Annotated in this window: 20 protein-coding genes; 13 read left to right on the forward strand and 7 right to left on the reverse strand. The window is 67.4% G+C overall.

Translation table 11 applies throughout. The annotated features are described in order from the left end of the window. Window positions 1–23: 23 nt before the first annotated feature. The 11 genes from hscA to AC0GNO_RS08750 all read left to right on the forward strand — a co-directional run bounded on the left by hscA (window position 24) and on the right by AC0GNO_RS08750 (window position 9,884). Window positions 24–1,901 (forward strand): Fe-S protein assembly chaperone HscA, encoded by a 1,878-nt coding sequence (gene hscA, locus AC0GNO_RS08700; RefSeq protein ID WP_472903736.1) that lies wholly within the window; start codon window positions 24–26, stop codon window positions 1,899–1,901. A 20-nt stretch (window positions 1,902–1,921) separates the two neighbouring features. Then, window positions 1,922–2,257 (forward strand): ISC system 2Fe-2S type ferredoxin, encoded by a 336-nt coding sequence (gene fdx, locus AC0GNO_RS08705; RefSeq protein ID WP_472903737.1) that lies wholly within the window; start codon window positions 1,922–1,924, stop codon window positions 2,255–2,257. Between the two features lie 763 nt (window positions 2,258–3,020). Further along, window positions 3,021–4,178, forward strand: coding sequence for a homocitrate synthase (nifV, locus tag AC0GNO_RS08710; RefSeq protein WP_472903738.1), 1,158 nt, complete (start codon window positions 3,021–3,023; stop codon window positions 4,176–4,178). Continuing rightward, entirely contained in the window at window positions 4,175–4,957 is a 783-nt protein-coding gene (gene cysE / locus AC0GNO_RS08715; RefSeq protein WP_472903739.1) for a serine O-acetyltransferase, read from the forward strand. The genes nifV and cysE overlap by 4 nt, the downstream gene beginning before the upstream one ends. A 6-nt stretch (window positions 4,958–4,963) precedes the next feature. Beyond that, window positions 4,964–5,302 carry a nitrogenase stabilizing/protective protein NifW gene (gene nifW / locus AC0GNO_RS08720; protein WP_305359676.1) on the forward strand — a complete coding sequence of 113 codons (339 nt, stop codon included), beginning with the start codon at window positions 4,964–4,966 and terminating at the stop codon, window positions 5,300–5,302. 12 nt (window positions 5,303–5,314) lie between these two features. Continuing rightward, on the forward strand, window positions 5,315–6,163 hold the full coding sequence (locus AC0GNO_RS08725) for an electron transfer flavoprotein subunit beta/FixA family protein (RefSeq protein WP_177138569.1): 849 nt from the start codon (window positions 5,315–5,317) through the stop codon (window positions 6,161–6,163). Further along, window positions 6,160–7,269 carry an electron transfer flavoprotein subunit alpha/FixB family protein gene (locus AC0GNO_RS08730; RefSeq protein ID WP_472903740.1) on the forward strand — a complete coding sequence of 370 codons (1,110 nt, stop codon included), beginning with the start codon at window positions 6,160–6,162 and terminating at the stop codon, window positions 7,267–7,269. Before AC0GNO_RS08725 ends, AC0GNO_RS08730 begins: the two co-directional genes overlap by 4 nt. 24 nt (window positions 7,270–7,293) lie before the next feature. Next, window positions 7,294–8,604 (forward strand): FAD-dependent monooxygenase, encoded by a 1,311-nt coding sequence (locus AC0GNO_RS08735; RefSeq protein ID WP_177138573.1) that lies wholly within the window; start codon window positions 7,294–7,296, stop codon window positions 8,602–8,604. Then, complete coding sequence (locus tag AC0GNO_RS08740; protein ID WP_472903741.1) at window positions 8,601–8,900, forward strand: ferredoxin family protein; 300 nt, start codon at window positions 8,601–8,603, stop codon at window positions 8,898–8,900. Before AC0GNO_RS08735 ends, AC0GNO_RS08740 begins: the two co-directional genes overlap by 4 nt. A gap of 157 nt (window positions 8,901–9,057) precedes the next feature. Continuing rightward, window positions 9,058–9,381 (forward strand): (2Fe-2S) ferredoxin domain-containing protein, encoded by a 324-nt coding sequence (locus tag AC0GNO_RS08745; protein WP_472903742.1) that lies wholly within the window; start codon window positions 9,058–9,060, stop codon window positions 9,379–9,381. Then, window positions 9,378–9,884, forward strand: a complete 507-nt coding sequence (locus AC0GNO_RS08750) for a hypothetical protein (protein ID WP_472903743.1) — start codon at window positions 9,378–9,380, stop codon at window positions 9,882–9,884. The genes AC0GNO_RS08745 and AC0GNO_RS08750 overlap by 4 nt, the downstream gene beginning before the upstream one ends. Here the strand turns inward: AC0GNO_RS08750 and serS are convergent. The 3 genes from serS to AC0GNO_RS08765 are packed head-to-tail and all read right to left on the reverse strand — an operon-like array spanning window position 9,871 to window position 12,630. Beyond that, window positions 9,871–11,190, reverse strand: coding sequence for a serine--tRNA ligase (gene serS, locus AC0GNO_RS08755; protein ID WP_472903744.1), 1,320 nt, complete (start codon window positions 11,188–11,190; stop codon window positions 9,871–9,873). The genes AC0GNO_RS08750 and serS overlap by 14 nt on opposite strands. Window positions 11,191–11,212: 22 nt before the next feature. Next, window positions 11,213–12,184, reverse strand: a complete 972-nt coding sequence (gene ispH, locus AC0GNO_RS08760; protein ID WP_472903745.1) for a 4-hydroxy-3-methylbut-2-enyl diphosphate reductase — start codon at window positions 12,182–12,184, stop codon at window positions 11,213–11,215. Beyond that, window positions 12,184–12,630: an FKBP-type peptidyl-prolyl cis-trans isomerase gene (locus AC0GNO_RS08765; protein WP_472890137.1), complete on the reverse strand. Its 447-nt coding sequence runs from the start codon at window positions 12,628–12,630 to the stop codon at window positions 12,184–12,186. The genes ispH and AC0GNO_RS08765 overlap by 1 nt, the downstream gene beginning before the upstream one ends. A gap of 129 nt (window positions 12,631–12,759) precedes the next feature. Here AC0GNO_RS08765 and radC point away from each other — a divergent pair, with 129 nt between their 5' ends. Both radC and AC0GNO_RS08775 read left to right on the forward strand, forming a co-directional pair. Further along, window positions 12,760–13,452: a RadC family protein gene (gene radC / locus AC0GNO_RS08770; protein WP_472890136.1), complete on the forward strand. Its 693-nt coding sequence runs from the start codon at window positions 12,760–12,762 to the stop codon at window positions 13,450–13,452. Window positions 13,453–13,485: 33 nt separating this feature from the next. Beyond that, entirely contained in the window at window positions 13,486–14,121 is a 636-nt protein-coding gene (locus AC0GNO_RS08775) for a Smr/MutS family protein (protein ID WP_472903746.1), read from the forward strand. Window positions 14,122–14,127: 6 nt separating this feature from the next. Here AC0GNO_RS08775 and AC0GNO_RS08780 read toward each other — a convergent pair whose 3' ends face one another. The 4 genes from AC0GNO_RS08780 to upp all read right to left on the reverse strand — a co-directional run bounded on the left by AC0GNO_RS08780 (window position 14,128) and on the right by upp (window position 18,761). Next, on the reverse strand, window positions 14,128–14,646 hold the full coding sequence (locus AC0GNO_RS08780; RefSeq protein ID WP_472903747.1) for a retropepsin-like aspartic protease family protein: 519 nt from the start codon (window positions 14,644–14,646) through the stop codon (window positions 14,128–14,130). A gap of 12 nt (window positions 14,647–14,658) precedes the next feature. After that, the gene (locus tag AC0GNO_RS08785) at window positions 14,659–15,072 is read right to left on the reverse strand and encodes a group II truncated hemoglobin (RefSeq protein WP_472903748.1); all 414 of its coding nucleotides are present in this window, start codon (window positions 15,070–15,072) and stop codon (window positions 14,659–14,661) included. A 103-nt stretch (window positions 15,073–15,175) separates the two neighbouring features. Continuing rightward, window positions 15,176–17,719 (reverse strand): ABC transporter permease, encoded by a 2,544-nt coding sequence (locus tag AC0GNO_RS08790; protein ID WP_472903749.1) that lies wholly within the window; start codon window positions 17,717–17,719, stop codon window positions 15,176–15,178. Window positions 17,720–18,128: 409 nt separating this feature from the next. Beyond that, on the reverse strand, window positions 18,129–18,761 hold the full coding sequence (upp, locus tag AC0GNO_RS08795; RefSeq protein WP_472890131.1) for a uracil phosphoribosyltransferase: 633 nt from the start codon (window positions 18,759–18,761) through the stop codon (window positions 18,129–18,131). Between the last annotated feature and the right edge of the window lie 55 nt (window positions 18,762–18,816).

Genomic DNA, 18,816 nt, shown 5'->3' on the forward strand with positions numbered 1-18,816 from the left:
TTTCGCTCTAACCAAAGATCACCATGGCTTTGCTTCAAATCGCTGAACCCGGACAAAGCGCTGCACCCCACCAGCACCGCCTGGCCGCGGGCATTGATCTGGGCACGACCAACTCCCTGATCGCCAGCGTCAAGAGCGCGGTGGCCGAGTGCCTGCCCGATGAACACGGCGCCATGCTGCTGCCGTCGGTGGTGCGCTACCTGGAAGACGGTGCCACCGTGGTCGGGCGTGTTGCTCAAGAACAGCAGGCCATCGACCCGCACAACACCATCGTTTCGGTCAAACGTTTCATGGGCCGCTCGCTGGCCGATCTGAAGGACGCCGCTGCCCTGCCCTACCAGTTCAAGGACGGGCCGGGCATGGTGGGCCTGCACACCGTGGCGGGCGAACGTTCGCCTGTGCAGGTGTCGGCCGAGATCCTGAACACGCTGCGCCAACGCGCCGAAGCCTCGCTGGGCGGCCCGCTCTCGGGCGTCGTGATCACAGTGCCGGCCTACTTTGACGACGCGCAGCGCCAGGCCACCAAGGACGCGGCGCGCATCGCCGGCCTGAACGTGCTGCGCCTGCTCAACGAGCCCACGGCCGCGGCGATTGCCTACGGTCTGGACCAGCAGGCCGAAGGCACCTTTGCGGTGTACGACCTCGGCGGCGGCACCTTTGACATTTCCATCCTCAAGCTCACCCAGGGCGTGTTCGAGGTGCTGTCCACCGGCGGCGACTCGGCCCTGGGCGGCGACGATTTCGACAGCGCCATCGCGGCCTGGTTCTGCGCCGAACACGGCCTGGACGGCGTGGCCGCGTTGCCGCCGTCGCAACAGCGCGCCCTGCTCACGGCAGCGCGTGCAGCCAAAGAAAAGCTGTCGAGCCACGACAGCGCCGAACTCTGCCTCACGCTGGCCGACGGCCAGTCGCTGGCGGCCATCCTTTCGCGTGCCCAGTTCGCCACGCTCGGCGCGCCGCTGATCGCGCGCACACTCAGCGCCACCAAGCGCGCGCTGCGCGACGCGCAGCTCTCCACCGCCCTGATCACCGGCGTGGTGCTGGTGGGTGGATCGACGCGCATGCCGATCGCGCGCGACGCGGTGCGCGACTACTTCGGCCTCGAACCGCTGGCCGATCTCGACCCCGATCAGGTGGTCGCCATCGGTGCGGCCCTGCAGGCCAACGTGCTCGCCGGCAACGGCAGCGGCGACCAGTGGCTGCTGCTCGACGTCTGCCCGCTCTCGCTCGGCATCGAGACCATGGGTGGTCTGGTGGAAAAGGTGATTCCGCGCAACTCCACCCTGCCCACCGTGCGCGCGCAGGACTTCACCACCTTCAAGGACGGCCAGACCGCGATGTCGCTGCACGTGGTGCAGGGCGAACGCGAGTCGGTCGCCGACTGCCGCTCGCTGGCGCGGTTCGAGCTGCGCGGCCTGCCGCCCGCCGTGGCCGGCGCCTTGCACATCCGCGTGAGTTTCCAGATCGACGCAGACGGCTTGCTCTCGGTCAGCGCGCGCGAACAGAGCAGCGGCATCGAGGCCCACATCGAGGTGAAGCCGAGCTACGGCCTGGGTGATGAACAGATCGCCAGCATGTTGCAGGACGCCATCGCGGCCTCGCAGTCCGACATGCGGCTGCGCGCGCTGCGCGAGGCCCAGATCGACGCGCGGCGGCTGCTGGACGCGACGGAAAGCGCGCTCGCGGAAGACGGCGGCCTGCTCGACCCCACCGAAATCGACGCCATTCACAAAGCCCTGTACGCGGTGGCCGACCGGCTGGAGACCGAAGCCCCGGTGGAAGAACTGCGCCTGAGCACCAACGCGCTGTCTGCCGCCACCGACGCCTTTGCGGCGCGGCGCATGAACGCGTCGATCCAGAAGGCCCTGGCGGGCCGCGCCATGGACAGCTTGATGCCCTAGGAACCCCGAACAGGAACCCCATGCCCAAAGTCCGCCTGCTGCCGCACCCCGACCTCTGCCCCGAGGGACTGGAGATCGAACTGCCCAAGGGCGAGTCCTTGTGTGAGGGTTTCCTGAACCACGGCATCGCCATCGAACACGCCTGCGAGATGGTGGCCGCCTGCGCGACCTGCCACGTCTATGTGCGCGAAGGTGGCGCTTCGCTCTCCAAACCGAAGGACGACGAAGAAGACCAGCTCGACCACGCCTGGGGCCTGGACGCTCAGTCGCGCCTGGCCTGCTGCGTCAAGCTGCGCGAAGCCGATCTGGTGATCGAGTTCCCGCGCCACACGCGCAACCATGCGCGCGAGCACTGAGCGGAGCGGTCCGTTTCTCTCGTGGCACCTCGCGTGCCAAGGCGTGTACGCTCAGGCCACAACGCTTGGGTGAGGCGGTCGGTGCTGTGCACCGACTTCCCTGCGATGCTCGCGGCCGTGGCCCGTCGCACAACTCGCTGCGTTCGCTGCGCTCTCTCCGCTCAGACAAGTGCGACAAATCAGTTGACGAAGCGCGCTGCGCGCGCAGCCACGGCCACTGCGCTTCTCGGCGCCTCACAGGCGCGCTGCGACCTGCCCGCACACGCCTTGGCAAACAATGGTGTTGGCGCGCAACCGGTGGAATACCCAGACGCTTCTTGCTGCGGCTGGCGCTGTCCGGTGGGGGCGATGTTCCGGGGTGGCTGTGTCCGCCCGTCTGGGGCCGGGCGCGCCAGTGCGCGCATCGTTGACTGACTCGCGGCCACTGTCTGAGCGGAGAGAGCGAAAGCGAACGCAGCGAGTTTGGCCGCGCCGGCCCCAGACGGGCGGACACAGCGAAGTCGGCGCAGCCGACCACCCCGGATGAGCCCCCACCGGACAGCGCCTGCCGCTGCCGCGAGGTCAACGAACGAGCGTCCCCGCATTGAGAAGCCCCGCGCTGTCCGAAACAACACATTTCCGACAGAGGCAAAGCAAGGGCGCAACGCGCCCAGCAGACCAGACCCGACAAACCGACCCCATGCGACACGGAAAAGCCGGTTTTGAAGGCCCCAGACAGGTGGCACGGTGCTTGCGATCAAGCCCAGCAAAGGATGCCGCTCACATGCCACGCAATCTCATCATCAACGACACCACGCTGCGCGACGGCGAACAGACCGCCGGGGTGGCGTTCACGGTGTCCGAGAAATGCGCCATCGCCACGGCCCTCTCGGCCGCGGGGGTGCCCGAGATGGAAATCGGCATCCCGGCCATGGGCGAAGAAGAGATTGCCTGCATCAACGCCATCGCCGCGCTCAAGCTGCCGGCCAGGCTGATGGTCTGGGGCCGCCTGACCGAGACCGACCTGGCCAGCGCGCTGCGCTGCGACGCGCAGATCGTGCACCTCTCGATGCCGGTCTCCGACATCCACCTGCAATACAAGCTGCGCCAGTCGCGCGAGTGGGTGCTGGAGCAGGTCACGCGCTTGATCAGCAAGGCCGCGCAGAGCGGGCGCCAGATCTCGTTCGGCGCCGAAGACGCTTCGCGCGCCGACAGCGACTTCCTGATTGAAGTGGCCCAGCGCGCCCAGGCCTGTGGCGCCAGCCGCATCCGCTTCGCCGACACCCTGGGTGTGCTCGACCCGTTTGCCACCTTTGACGCCATCGCCCGTCTGCGCGACGCGGTGGACATGGACATCGAGATGCACGCCCACGACGACCTGGGCCTGGCCACCGCCAACACCCTGGCCGCCGCGCGCGCCGGCGCCACGCACGCCAACACCACGGTGAATGGCCTGGGCGAACGCGCCGGCAACGCCGCGCTGGAAGAGGTGGTGATGGCCGCGCGCCATCTGCAACACACCGACACCGGCGTCGACACCCACGCCCTGCTCGGCATTTCGCAACTCGTGGCGCGGGCTTCGGGGCGCTCGGTGGCCTTCAACAAAAGCATCGTCGGCGAGGCCGTGTTCACCCACGAGTCGGGCATCCACATCGACGGCCTGCAGAAGCACCCCTCGACGTACGAAGGCTTCGACCCGGGCGAGCTCGGTCGCGAGCGCCGCACCGTGCTGGGCAAACACTCGGGCTCACAGGCCGTGCGCTTGGCCTTTGGTGCCATGGGCCTGGCGATCGAGGACGACGCGCTGACCGAACGCGTGCTGGCCCGCATCCGCGAACACGCCATGCGCGTGAAGCAGGAAGCCACACCCGAAGAGCTGCGCGGCTTCCTGATGGACGCGCACAACATCGCCAACGTTTCACCTGGCTGGGGACGCGCGTGAACAAGGAAGCCACGGTCCCCGCTGCCGCCACACCCGCGGGCTGGTGGAGCCTGCTGCGCGAAGACGCGCGCTGCGTACTCACCCGCGACCCGGCCGCGCGCAGCCTGATCGAGGTCTGGACCATCTACCCCGGCCTGCAGGCCATTGCCCTGCACCGCATGGCCCACGCGCTGTGGACCCACGGCTGGCGCTACCTGCCGCGCTGGTTGTCGTTCGTGTCACGCCTGGTGACGCAGATCGACATCCACCCCGGTGCGCGCATCGGCGCCCGCTTCTTCATCGACCACGGCACCGGTGTCGTGATCGGCGAAACGGCAGAGGTCGGTGACGACGTCACGCTCTACCACGGCGTCACGCTGGGCGGCACGAGCTGGCGCGCCGGCAAGCGCCACCCGACCCTGGGCAACCAGGTCGTGGTCGGCGCGGGCGCCAAGATCCTCGGCCCGATCAAGGTCGGCGACGGCGCCCGGGTCGCGGCCAATTCGGTGGTGATCGAGGCCGTGCCGGCCGGCGCCACCGTGGTCGGCATCCCGGGCCGCGTGGTCGCCCCCGCGCGCCGCACCACACACGGCTTCGATCTCGAACACCACCTCATTCCCGACCCGGTGGGCAAGGCGATTGCCTGCCTGCTCGACCGCGTGGCCCAGCTGGAACGCGCTCTGGCCCACAGCCAGGGCCTGGCCAGTGCCGACAACGCCTGCGGTGTCTGTGACGATCAATGTGCCGAACCGGGGTTCGCGACCGCGAAACCCCATCTTCAACCCGCGACCGTGGAGTAACGCCCAATGGAAAACTTTGTTCAACAGCTCAAGGCCCTGTCATCGGCCGAGGATTTCCTGCAGTACTTCGGCGTGCCGTTCGAGCAGTCGGTGGTCAACGTGAGCCGGCTGCACATCCTCAAGCGCTTCTTCCAGTACATCCGACAGCAGACCCTGCCTTCGGCCGACGACGAGCTGGCGCTCTACACCGTCTACCGCGAACAGCTGGTCAAGGCCTACGCCGATTTCGTCAAGTCGACGCCGGCGCAGGAAAAGGTGTTCAAGGTGTTCCAGGACGTCGGCGGCAGACAGCACGTCACGCTGGACAGCTTGAAGAGTTCGATCCCGTCCCGCATGGTCGCCTGAAGGAGTTTTGACATGCACATCGTCGTCTGTATCAAGCAGGTGCCGGACTCGGCACAGATCCGGGTCCACCCGGTCACCAACACCATCATGCGCCAGGGCGTGCCGGCCATCGTCAACCCCTACGACCTGTTCTCGCTCGAAGAAGCGCTGCGCCTGAAAGACAAGTTCGGCGGCAAGGTGACCGTGTTGTGCATGGGCCCGCCGCAGGCCGAAGAAGCGCTGCGCAAGTGCATCAGCTTCGGCGCCGACGACGCGGTGCTCGTGACAGACCGCGCCTTCGCCGGTGCCGACACGCTGGCCACCTCGTACGCGCTGGCCGCAGGCATCCGACAGATCGCCAAGGAGCAGGCGGTCGACATCGTCTTCACCGGCAAGCAGACCATTGACGGCGACACCGCCCAGGTCGGCCCGGGGATCGCCAAGCGCATGGGCCTGCAGCTGCTGACCTACGTGTCGCGCATCGTCGAGACCGATCTGGACGGCCGCACGATCACGGTTGAGCGCCGCGCCGAAGGCGGTGTGCAGGTGCTGAAGACGGCCCTGCCCTGCCTGATCACGATGCTGGAGAACACCAACGAGATGCGCTTCGCCAACCTGCCCGCCATGATCCACGCCGCCGCGTACCCGGTGCGCAAATGGAGCAAGGAAGACGCCGCCATCGAAGACCTCGGCAAGATCGGTCTGAAGGGTTCGCCCACCGTGGTGAGCAAGGTCTTTGGCCCCTCGCCGCGCACCGAGAAGGTGGAGATGCTGGACCTGGAAACCTCCAACCTGCGCGACATCTCGCTCAACCTCTTGCAAAAAGTCTTCACCCGCCACCCCACGCTCGAAGCCGACCTGCTCATGAAGGAGTCCGCATGAACGCCCCCGCCACCCCTGATGCACCCGTCAAGCGCCCCGCCGGCCGCGGCCGCAACCTCGAACTGTCGGAAGAGCTCAAGGCCTACAAAGGTGTCTGGGTGTTCGTCGAACACGACCGCGGCCACGTGCACAGCGTGTCCTGGGAGCTGCTGGGCGAAGCGCGCAAGCTCGCCGACACCCTGGGCAGCCAGGTGGGCGCGGTGCTGCTGGGCGGCGCCGACGAGCACCTGGAAAAGTTCGCGGCCGAAGCCATCAGCTTCGGCGCCGACACCTGCTACCTGATGACCGACCCGGTGCTCAAGGGCTACCGCAACGAGCCCTTCACCAAGGGCCTGACCGATCTGGTCAACAAGTACAAGCCGGAGATCCTGCTGCTGGGCGCGACCTCGCAGGGCCGCGACCTCGCGGGCTCGGTGGCCACCACCTTGCTCACCGGCCTCACGGCCGACTGCACCGAGCTCAACATCGACCCGGTCTCCAAGGCCCTGGCCGCCACGCGCCCGACCTTCGGCGGCTCGCTCTACTGCACCATCATGACCCTGGCCTACCGGCCGCAGATGGCCACGGTGCGGCCGCGCGTGATGCTGATGCCGAAGGCTGACAGCAGCCGCACCGGCAACCTGGTGCACGACACGCTGGGCATGGTCGAAACGCAGATCGTCACCAAGCTGCTCGACTTCATCGCGGATGCGAACAGCAACAAGATCAACCTGCCCTACGCGGACGTGATCGTGAGCGGTGGCAAGGGCCTCAAAAACCCCGACAACTTCAAGCTGGTGTTCGAGCTGGCGCGTGTGCTCGGTGGCGAGGTCGGTTCCACCCGCCCCTGCGTGCAGGCCGGCTGGGTCGAGGCCGACCGCCAGGTGGGCCAGACCGGCAAGACCGTGCGCCCCAAGCTCTACATCGCTGCCGGCATCTCGGGCGCGGTCCAGCACCGCGTGGGCATGGAGGGCTCGGACGTGATCGTTGCCATCAACACCGACCCGAACGCGCCCATCTTTGAATTCGCCCACTACGGCATCGTCGGCAACGCGATGCTGGTGCTGCCCGCATTGACCAAGGCGTTCGCCGAACACCTGTCCAAGCGCAGCGCACAAGTTGCCTGATCCCATCCACCTCCGGGGAACGCCATGAAAAAACCCTCTCAATTCGATGCCATCGTGGTGGGTGCGGGGCCTTCGGGCAACGCCTGCGCCTACACCCTGGCCAAGGCCGGCCTCAAGGTCCTGCAGATCGAGCGCGGCGAATACCCGGGTTCGAAAAACGTGCAGGGCGCCATCCTCTACAGCGACGCGCTGGAGAAGATCATTCCCGACTTCCGCGACGACGCGCCGCTGGAGCGCCACATCATCGAGCAGCGCGTCTGGGTGCTGGATGACAACAGCTTCGTCGGCACGCACTACCGCAGCGACGACTACAACAAGCCGCCCTACAACCGCTACACCATCATCCGGGCGCAGTTCGACAAGTGGTTCAGCTCCAAGGTGCGTGAAGCCGGCGCGCTGCTGATCTGCGAGACCACGGTCAACCACCTGATCATGGACGGCGACCAGGTGGTGGGCGTGCAGTGCGACCGCGAGGCCGGCGATGTGTACGCCGACGTGGTGATCATGGCCGACGGCGTGAACAGCACGCTGGCGCGCAAGGCCGGTTTCCACGGCGAGATCAAGGACAGCAACGTCGCGCTCGCGGTGAAAGAGATCCTCTTCATGCCCGAAGACACGATCCGCCAGCGCTTCAACATCGGCGAAGAAGAAGGCGTGGTGATCGAGATGGTCGGCAAGATCACCGACGGCATGATGGGCACCGGCTTCCTCTACACCAACAAGGAATCGCTCACCATCGGCATCGGCTGCATGCTGGGCGATTTCAAGGGCAGCGTGAACAAGACCAGCCCCTACGCCCTGCTGGAGAAACTCAAGCAACATCCTTCCATCGCCCCGCTGATCCAGGGTGGCGAGATGAAGGAATACGCGGCCCACCTGATCCCCGAAGGCGGCTTCTACGCCATCCCCAAGGTGTATGGCAACGGCTGGATGATCGTGGGCGACTCGGGCGGCTTCGTCAACGCGGTGCACCGCGAAGGCTCCAACCTCGCGATGACCACCGGGCGCCTGGCGGCCGAGACCGTGATTGCCGCCAAGGCCGCCGGCAAGCCCATGAGCGAAGCGGTATTGAAGTCCTACAAGACCGAGCTCGACAAGAGCTTCGTCATGAAGGACCTGCACAAGTACCGCGACATGCCCGAGGTGTTCCACAAGAACAACCAGTTCTTCACCACCTACCCCGAGCTCGTGTCCAAGGCCGCGCACAAGATGTTCACGGTCGATGGCGTGGACAAGAAGACCAAGGAACGCGAGATTTTTTCCAGCTTCCGCACCTCGCGTTCGCTCACCGGCCTGGTGGGTGACGCCGTCAAACTCTGGAGGGCTTTCCGATGAACGCCGTGGCCGTGAATGTCGAAGAGAAACTGTTTCAGAACCGCTACCGCGTCGACGCGGGCCGGCCCCACATCCAGATCAAGGACCCCGAGATCTGCGCCAACGACTGCGCCCAGAAGTCCTGCACCTACGTGTGCCCGGCCTCCTGCTACAAGGCCGAAGGCAACGGCAGCGTGACGCTGATCACCGACGGCTGCCTGGAGTGCGGCAGCTGCCGCATCATCTGCTCGGAGTTCAGCAACGTGAACTGGGAGTACCCGCGCGGTGGGCACGGCATCCTATTTAAGTTTGGTTGATTGGGTTCAACCCCGTTGCTTGCTCGCTGCGCGTAGCCGCATCCCCCTTCCAAGGGCAACGCCAGCCGACCGGCAGAGCCGGACCGGCGGCGTTTCACGGCTCGGACATCTCACCCTCCGCCGTTGTGTGGCCTACCGGCCGTTGAAAGGAATCCTCATGCCCCGTCCTGCCCGACACGTTTTCGTCTGCACCCAGAACCGGCCGCCGCAGCACCCGCGCGGTTCGTGCGCCAGCAAGGGCGGCACCGCCGTGCTGCAGGCTTTCTGGGCCGAGCAGCAGAAGCGCCAGGCCTACGACGCGTTGTCGGTCACCTATTCGGGCTGCCTCGGTCCTTGCGACCAGGGTGCCAACGTGCTGGTCTACCCGGAAGCGGTGATGTACCGCAACGTGACCGACGCCGACGTGGCCGAGATCTTCAACAGCCACCTCGAAGGCGGCGTGCCGGTGGAACGGCTGCTGGCGCCCAAGGCTGTCTGGTGAACCTCTTCACAGGGGTCGAAACGAACGACTTTTTTGGTGGCGAGGTCTCACCCACCATCACGCACCTGGTGGAGCAGGCGCGCGGGGGATCGCGCAACGAGGCCGCTGCCCTGCTGTGGACCGCCTGCGCCATGGCACCGCAAAGCCTGCCGGTCTACTACCTGCTCTACAAGCTGCATGCAGGTCTGGGTCAACTGGATCGCGCGGAACAGGCGGCCTTGAAAGGGCTGGATGCGGCGGCTCGGGCTGCGGGGCTGAACGCCGACTGGCGCCAGGTGCAGCCGGGTGACGCGGACTTCGCATCGCCCGGTCCCGCACGCTTCTGGCTGTTCACGCTCAAGGCCCTGGCGTTCATCCAGCTGCGCCGCGGCCAGCGCGACGCCAGCCAGGACCTGGTGGAGCAGATCGGTCGGCTCGACCCGAGCGATCAGGTCGGTGCCAGCGTGGTCCGTGCCCTGCTGGCCGAGAGCGGCCCGGGCAGCATGGGCCTCAAGCGGGCGTGAGCTTCTCAATGCCGCCCATGTAGGGCCGCAGCACCTCGGGCACGGTCACGCTGCCGTCGGCGTTCTGGTTGTTCTCCAGCACCGCCACCAGCGCGCGGCCCACCGCCAGGCCGGAACCGTTGAGCGTGTGCACCAGCTCGTTCTTGCCCTGGGCGTTCTTGAAGCGCGCCTGCAGGCGGCGCGCCTGGAAGGCTTCGCAATTCGAGACCGAGCTGATCTCGCGGTAGGTGCCCTGCGCCGGCACCCACACTTCGAGGTCGTAGGTCTTGCTGGCGCCAAAACCCATGTCGCCGGTGCACAGGCTCATCACGCGGTACGGCAGGCCCAGCTTCTGCAGGATGGCCTCGGCATGGCCGGTCATGGCTTCCAGCGCTTCGTAGCTCTTCTCGGGGTGCACGATCTGCACCATCTCGACCTTGTCGAACTGGTGCTGGCGGATCATGCCGCGCGTGTCGCGCCCGGCGCTGCCGGCTTCGGAGCGGAAGCACGGCGTGTGGGCGGTCATCCTGATCGGCAGCTCGGCCTCGGCCAGCACGGTGTCGCGCACGACGTTGGTCAGTGTCACTTCGCTGGTGGGGATCAGGTAGAGCGCCTGCGTGTCCGGCATCTCCTCGCCTTCCTGTCCGCCCTTCCTGACGGCGAACAGGTCGGCTTCGAACTTGGGCAACTGCCCCGTGCCGCGCAGGGTCTCGCCGTTGACGATGTAGGGCGTGTAGCACTCGGTGTAGCCGTGTTCCTGCGTCTGCACGTCGAGCATGAACTGGGCGAGCGCGCGGTGCAGGCGGGCGATCGGGCCGCGCATGAAGGTGAAACGCGAACCCGAGAGCTTGACGCCAATGTCGAAGTCCAGACCCAGCTTTTCACCGATGTCCACGTGGTCGCGGACGTCGAAGTCGAAGACCTTGGGGGTGCCCCAGCGGCGCACTTCCACGTTGCCCTCTTCGCCCGCGCCCACCGGCACGCTCTCGTGCGGCAGGTTGGGCACGGCCAGCAACAGGCCTTGCAGCTCGGTCTGGATCACCTCCAGCCGCGCGGCGGAGGCTTCCAGCTCGGCCTTCATCGCGCCTACCTGCGCCATCACCGCGTCGGCCTCGGCGTGTTGGCCCTTGCCCTTGAGCATGCCGATCTGCTTGGACAGGCTGTTGCGCTGGCTCTGCAGCTCTTCGGTGCGCGTCTGCAGCGTCTTGCGCTCGGCCTCCAGCGCGCGGAATGCTTCCACATTCAGGAAAGCCTGGGGCTGTTTGCGGGTCTCGAGCCGGGCGATCACGGCGTCGAGGTCTTTTCTCAGTTGGACGATGTCAAGCATGTGGAAACCGTAGTTGGGGGGGTCAGTGCAAGTGATCGATCAGCGATGGGCCATCGCCATCGATCTTCAGGCCCTTGGGCAGCGGGAATTTGACCGTCTCGGTCAGGCCGTCCATGGTGCGCACCGAGATCGCGCCCAGCGCCTTGATGCGCTCGATCACCTGGCGCACCAGGATCTCGGGCGCGGAGGCGCCGGCGGTCAGGCCCACGCGGGCCCGGCCTTCGAACCACTCGGCCTGCAGCTCGTCGGCGCTGTCCACCATGTGGCTGGGCGTGCCGAGCTTGAGCGCGACCTCGCGCAGGCGGTTGCTGTTGGAGCTGGTGGGGCTGCCGACCACGATCACCAGATCGACCTGCGGGCTGAGCAGCTTGACGGCATCCTGCCGGTTCTGCGTCGCGTAGCAGATGTCCTGCTGCTTGGGCTCGCGCACGCTGGGGAAACGCGCCTTCACCGCGGCCAGGATGCTGGCAGCATCGTCCACAGACAGCGTGGTCTGCGTCACCACCGCGAGTTTCTCCGTCTGCGCCGGCGCCACGCGGGCCACATCGGCCGCGTCTTCGACCAGGTGGATGCCGCTGTCGAGCTGGCCCATGGTGCCTTCGACCTCGGGATGACCCTTGTGGCCGATCATGATGAATTCGAAGCCTTCGTTGTGCAGCTTGGCCACTTCCACATGCACCTTGGTCACCAGCGGACAGGTGGCGTCGAAGATGCTAAAACCGCGGGCCTGCGCTTCCTCCTGCACGGCCTTGCTCACGCCGTGGGCCGAAAACACCAGCGTCGAGCCCGGGGGCACGTCGGACAGTTCCTCGATGAAGATCGCGCCCTTGGCCTTGAGGTCGTTGACGACATAGGTGTTGTGCACGATCTCGTGGCGCACATAGATCGGCCGGCCGAACTTGGCCAGCGCGCGCTCCACAATCTCGATCGCGCGGTCCACGCCGGCGCAGAAACCGCGCGGTTCGGCCAGGATGACTTCTTTCGGCTCGTCCATCACAGCACCCCGATCAACTGCACTTCAAAACGCACCGGCTGGCCCGCCAGCGGGTGGTTGAAGTCGAACAGCACCGCGCCGTCTTCGCGCACCTCCACGGCCGAGCCGGCGAAGTTGCCCAGACCGTCGGGCGTGGGGAACTGCACCACGTCACCGGCCGCGTACTGCTCGTGCGGGTCACCCAGCTTGTTGAGCAGCTCGCGCGCCACCCACTGCACCATGTCCGGCTGGCGCTCGCCAAAGGCCTCGCCCTCGTCCAGATCGATCACGGTGCGGCTGCCCTCCTCCAGACCGATCAGGTGCTGCTCGATCGCGGGAGAAAGCTGACCCGACCCCAGACTCAGCGTGGCGGGCTGGCCTTCGAAGGTGTCGATGATCACTTGGCCCTGCGGTCCGGACATGCGGTAGTGCAGGGTGAGAAAGGAACCTTCTTGGACTTGGGACATGGTGTTCAGACGGGAGTTCGGGGAGGTGAATGGTGTGAATCGGCGTGCCGGGCATCACGGCGTCGGACACGGCAACGCGCCGATCAGAACCCCGTATTGTAAAAAGCAGGCTGAACCAGGGAGAAAAACATGAATGGCCTTGCCGGAACCGGGCTGAAAAGCCTGCCCCACGACGCGCGCCCGCGCGAAAAACTGCTCGCACGCGGCCCGTCGGCGCTCAGCGACGCGGAACTGCTGGCGCTGCTGCTGCGCACCGGCATCCCCGGAAAACACGTGGTGCAGCTCGCGCAGGAGCTGCTGAACACCTTCGGCGGTGTCGGCGGTCTGCTGCACACCGGGGCCGAGGCGCTCAAGGTCATCAAGGGCCTGGGGCCGGCGAAACGCGCCGAGGTGGTCGCCGTGCTCGAACTCGCGCGCCGGGCGCTCGCCCAGGAACTGCAGCAGAAAGCCCTGTTCGACAGCCCGAAGGCGGTGCGCGAATACCTGCAGCTGCAACTGGGCGCCCGCAACCACGAGGTGTTTGCCGTGCTGTTCCTCGACAGCCAGAACCGGCTGATCGCGCTCGAAGAGCTGTTCCGCGGCACGCTGACGCAGACCAGCGTGTACCCGCGCGAAGTGGTCCTGCGTGCCCTGCACCACCACGCCGCCGCCGTGGTGCTGGCGCACAACCACCCCAGCGGCGAGGCCCGCCCTTCGCGCGCCGACGAGGCACTCACCCAATCGCTCAAGGCCGCGCTGGCGCTGGTGGACGTGCGCGTGCTGGACCATTTCATCGTGACGCGGGACAACGCAGCCTCCATGGCAGAGCTCGGTCTGATCTGAAGGTCTTGGCGCCTGCGAGAGAATCGCGCCACCATGAAACTGCGCTCGTTCGCCGAACTCAAGACGCTGCAGAAGGTGATCGCCCAGCGGACGGCCGCCGAGGTGGCAGCGCGCGAGGCCGAGCGCCTGCGCCTGCAGCGGGTGGACCGGGAGAAGCGCCTGTTTGAGCTGGCGGTAGGCCCGGTGAAGCCGCTGGTCACTCCGCGGCGAGTGCACCACCCTCAGCGGCATGTGGACCCCTTGCCGCGCCAACGCCTGCTGGACGAAGCGTCCGTGATGCGCGAGGCACTGTCCGACGACTTCGATGTCGAAACCCTGCTGCACACCGACGACCAGCTGAGCTTCCGCCGCCCCGGCCTGGGACCCGACGTGGTGCGCAAGCTGCGCGAGGGTCGCTGGAGCATCCAGCGCCAGATCGACCTGCACGGCCTTCGCGTCGACCAGGCCCGCGAGGCGCTCGGCCGGTTCGTTCGCGAGGCGCACCAGCACGGGCTGCGCTGCGTGCGCGTCGTGCACGGCAAGGGTCTGGGCTCGCCCGGCCGCATGCCCGTGCTCAAGGGTCGGGTGCAGCGCTGGCTGGTGCAGAAGAACGAGGTGCTGGCCTTCGTGCAGGCGCGCCCCGCGGACGGTGGCGCGGGAGCGATGGTGGTGTTGCTGCGCCCGGCCTGAACAGGTTCAACGAGGGGTCAGTCGCATCTCGCCCTGCAGGATCTGGATGTCGAAACGCGAGAGAAAAGCCTGCCCCAGCAGCGCCTGCCCACCGTCTTCCCCCACCAGTCCTACGGCCACGGTGGTGCCGGCCAGCCCGAGGTGGGCCGCCTGCACCGGCACGTTGCGCAGCAACCGTCCGGGCAGCGTGCCGTTGGCGGTCTGGAACGTGACGCTCTGCCCGCCGTCCAGCCCCGCGCTGCGGGCAAAGGCTTCGCTCACCGTGACCGAACTCGCCCCGGTGTCGATCAGGAACTTCACCGGCTGGCCGTTGACGCGGCCGGCCACGCGGAAATGGCCGTCCGGCCCGCGGGGGATCACCAGCTCGCCGTCACCGCCCTCATGGGCCATATAACTGGCCTGCTGACGGCGCTCCAGCTGGTCAAAGCCCAGGTAGAACACGCCCATGAGCGCGAGCCAGAACAGCGTGATGCCCAGTGCGCCGCGGCGCGTGGTCCGTGCCACGCTGGTGTCAGGGTCGCTCATGGGCTGCTGCCTTCAGACGCCGCCGGCCCGGTTGCGCATCCAGTCGGCGGTCTTGAAGAAACTCTCGCGCAGGCGCACACGCAGGTCTTCAGGCACCCCCGTCTCGCCCATGGCCTGGTCCATGCAGGCCAGCCACTGGTCGCGTTCCTGGACGCCGATGGCAAACGGCATGTGGCGCTGGCGCAGGCGCGGGTGGCCGAAGCGGTCTTCGTAATGCGAGGGGCCACCGAGCCAGCCACAGAGAAACCAATGCAGCTTCTGCCGCGCGTCGTCCAGCGTGCTGCCATGGGCAACGCGCAGCTCGCGGTAACCGGGCTCGATGTCCATCAGGTCGTAGAAGCGGTCGACCAGCGCACGCACGCGCACTTCGCCACCGATCCATTCAAACGGGGTGGTGAATGATGCAGCGGTCTCGGATGAAGTCATGGAAGTTGCTCAGAAGTGTCTTGTTCAGTGCCAGCGCGGAACCGGCTTTGCCGGGCCGCTGCTGGCGCCCCCTGGGGGGTGACGCCGCAGGCGGCGCGGGGGGTTACACGGTTGCTCGGCGCAAGGTTTCCACCACAGGCGTTTTCAGGATGCTGCGCAGGCCCCACCAGCCCGCCATCAGGGCCAGCAGGCCACCGGCCACGCTGCCGGCCAGCGGCACCCACAGCGAAGGCTGCCAGCTGAACTGGAAGGCGTATTTCGCCAGCGCCCAGCCCACGGCCATGGCCACCAGCGAAGCCAGGAAGCCCGCCAGCAGGCCCACGCCCAGCAGCTCGATGCGCTGCACGTTGCGCAGCAGCTGCGACCCCGCGCCCACGGCGCGCAGGACCGCGAACTCGCGCTCGCGCTCGCCGCGCGTGGCGGTGATGGTGGCCAGCAGCACGATCAGGCCGGCGGCCAGTGCAAAGGCAAACAGGAACTCCACCGCCTGGATCACCTGGCCCAGCACGCGCTGCACCTGGGCGATGGTCTGGCTCATGTCGACGTTGGTGATGTTCGGAAACTGGCGCACCAGCGCGTTGTCGAACTGCGCGTTGCCCTGCGGCGCCTGGAAAGCGCTGATGTAGGTGACGGGCACCTCGGGCAGATCGGCCACCGGGAAGATCACGAAGAAGTTCACGCGCATGGAACCCCAGTCCACCTTGCGCAGGCTGGTGATGCGCCCCTGCACCGGCTGGCCGGCGATGTCGAAGCCGAGCAGGTCACCGAGCTTCAGGCCCAGCTCTTCGGCCAGACCTTCTTCCACGCTCAGGCCACCCGCTTCGTCCTCGGTCCAGCGCCCTTGCGTGACCTCGTTGTGCGGCGGCCGTTGCGCCGTGTTCGACAGGTTGAACTCGCGCTCCACCAGGCGCTGCGCGCGATCGGTGGCGTAACTTTCGGGCGCCACCGGCTGTCCGTTCACCAACACCAGGCGGCCGCGGATCATGGGGTACCAGTCGAAGCGCTGCACACCCGCCTGGCGCAGCGCCTGCTGGAACGGCTCGCCCTGCTCGGGCTGCACGTTGATGACAAAACGGTTGGGCGCGTCGGGCGGCGTGGCGTTGCGCCAGCTGGCGATCAGGTCGGTGCGCAGCAGCACCAGCAGCACCAGCGCCAGCAGGCCCACCGCCAGCGAGCTGATCTGCACCACCGCGTAGGCCGGCCGCGCCGAGAGCTGGCGCGTGGCCAGCACCAGCGCGCGCGGGGCGGTGGCCTCGTTCACGCTGGCGCGCAGCAGGCGCACCGCGCCGTAGCTGGCGAGCGCGAACACGGCCACCGCGGCGGCAAAACCGCCCACGGCGATCAGTCCCAGCATCAGGTCGCGGCTGGCGGCGAGCAGCAGCGCGGCAAAGCCCACCACCCCCAGGCCCAGCACGGCCAGCGTGGCGGGCTTGAGCTGCCCCACGTCGCGGCGGATCACGCGCAGCGGCGGCACCTGGGCCAGCTGCAACACCGGCGGCAGGCCAAAGGCCAGCATCAGCGTGAGCCCCATGCCCAGACCGAGCAACACCGGCCAGATGCTGGCCGCCGGCAGCGCCGACTCCACCAGCCCGGCCAGCAGCAACACAAACACGTGGTGCAGCGCAAAGCCCAGCACCACGCCCAGCACGCTCGCGCCCAGGCCGACCAGCACGAATTCGAAGGTGTAGGCGCGCGCCATCGTCCCCTGCGACAGGCCGAGCACGCGCAGCATGGCGCAGTCGTCCAGGTGGCGCTGCGCAAAACCGCGCGCCGCGATGGCCACCGCCACCGCCGACAGCAGCGCTGCCAGCAGGGCCACGAGGTTGAGGAATTTTTCGGCGCGCTCCAGTGTCTGCTGCATGGCGGGCTGGCCGCCTTCGAGCGACTCCATCCGCAGACCGCGCACACCGGGCGTTTCGATCTGCGCCTGCGCCCATTGCACGAACTGCTTCACCGCCGGGTCGTTGCCGGCCACGGCGAGGCGGTAGGTCAGGCGGCTGGCGGGCTGCACCAGGCCGGTGGCGGGCAGGTCAGCGGCGTTGATCATCACGCGCGGTGCGAAGGTCAGGAAGCCCGCGCCCCGGTCGGGCTCGGCGACGATCACCTTGTCGATGCGAAAACGGCTGTCGCCCATCAGCAGCGGCGAGCCAACCTGCAGGTCGAGCGACACCAGGAGGGCCGCGTCGACCCAGGCCGTGCCGGGCGCGGGGATGTCGCGCGTGGGCGCATCCGGCGCCTGCGGCCCGTCGGCCACGCGCAGGGCGCCGCGCAAGGGGTAGCCGGTGTCCACCGACTTCAGCGCCACCAGCTTGGCGGCGCCGCCGTCTTCGTCGCGCGCGCGGCCCATGGTGGGGAAACCCAGCGTCTGCGTGGTCTGCAGCCCCAGCGCCTGCGCCTGCTGCGCGAACGCGGGTGGCGTGGCGTTGTCGCTGCTGATCACCGCATCGCCCCCGATCAGCGCCCGCGCGTCGCGCGCCAGGCCGCCCTGCAGCCGGTCGGCAAAGAAGCCCACGGCGGTGAGCGCCGCCACCGCCAGCGTCACCGCGACCAGCAGCAACCGAAGTTCACCCGCGCGCCAGTCGCGCGTCAGCGAACGCCAGCCCAGGGACCAGAAAGAAACAGCAAGGGGAGCAGGAGCGACAGCCATACGCGGACCTTAACGCAAGCCGATCAACCGCGCGGTGTGGTGGGATTGGGAGGAAAGGCGACCGATGGCCGCCCGGAAACCTGTGTGCGCCCGGCCCTCACCCCAGCCCTCTCCCAGAGGGAGAGGGAGAGGGAGTGGAGCCACTGCGCGCCGAGTGAGGCCACCGGAGCGGGATGCACAAAACCCAGAACGCGGCGGAACTGGCTTTGCCAGGCCGCTCGCGTTGCCCCTTGAGGGGCGGAGCTGGCAACACGGAGTGAGCCAGCGATGGGGGTGGACTCACCTCGCAGCATCCGGAGCGAGCTGCACAAAAACCCAGAACGCGGCGGAACTGGCTCCGCCAGGCCGCTCGCGTTGCCCCTTGAGGGGCGGAGCGGTTACGCGAAGCGAACAAGCGACGGGGGTGGTCTCACTTAGTGCCGAAAATGCGGTCGCCCGCATCGCCCAGGCCCGGCACGATGTAGCCGTGCTCGTTCAGGCCGCGGTCCACCGCCGGGGTGTAGACCGGCACATCCGGGTGGTGGTCGTGGAAGGTCTTGAGGCCTTCGGGGCAGGTCACGAGGCAGACGAAACGGATCGAACGCGGGTTGGTCTGCTTGAGCCGGTCCACCGCGGCCACGGCGGAGTTGCCGGTGGCCAGCATGGGGTCGAGCACGATCACGTCGCGCTCTTCCATGCCACTGGGCATCTTGAAGTAGTACTCCACCGCCTGCAGCGTCTTCGGATCGCGGTAAAGGCCGATGTGGCCCACGCGCGCACCCGGAATCACCTGCAGCATGCCGTCGAGAAAACCATTGCCCGCGCGCAGGATGGAGGCGAGCACGACCTTCTTGCCGTCGATCACGCGCGAGGTCATTTTCTCCAGCGGGGTCTCGATCTGAATCTCCTGCATCGGCATGTCGCGCGTGATTTCGTAGGCCAGCAGGGCGCTGAGTTCGTGCACCAGCTCGCGGAAACTCTTGGTGCTGGTGTCCTTGCGGCGCATCAGCGTGAGTTTGTGCTGGACCAGGGGGTGATCGATGACGTGGACGTCGCGGCTCATCGGCGAACTTTCAAAAAAACGGGTAGACGGGGCATGGCCGGAACGGCTCTGCCGA

This window comes from Hydrogenophaga sp. L310 (assembly GCF_055703065.1).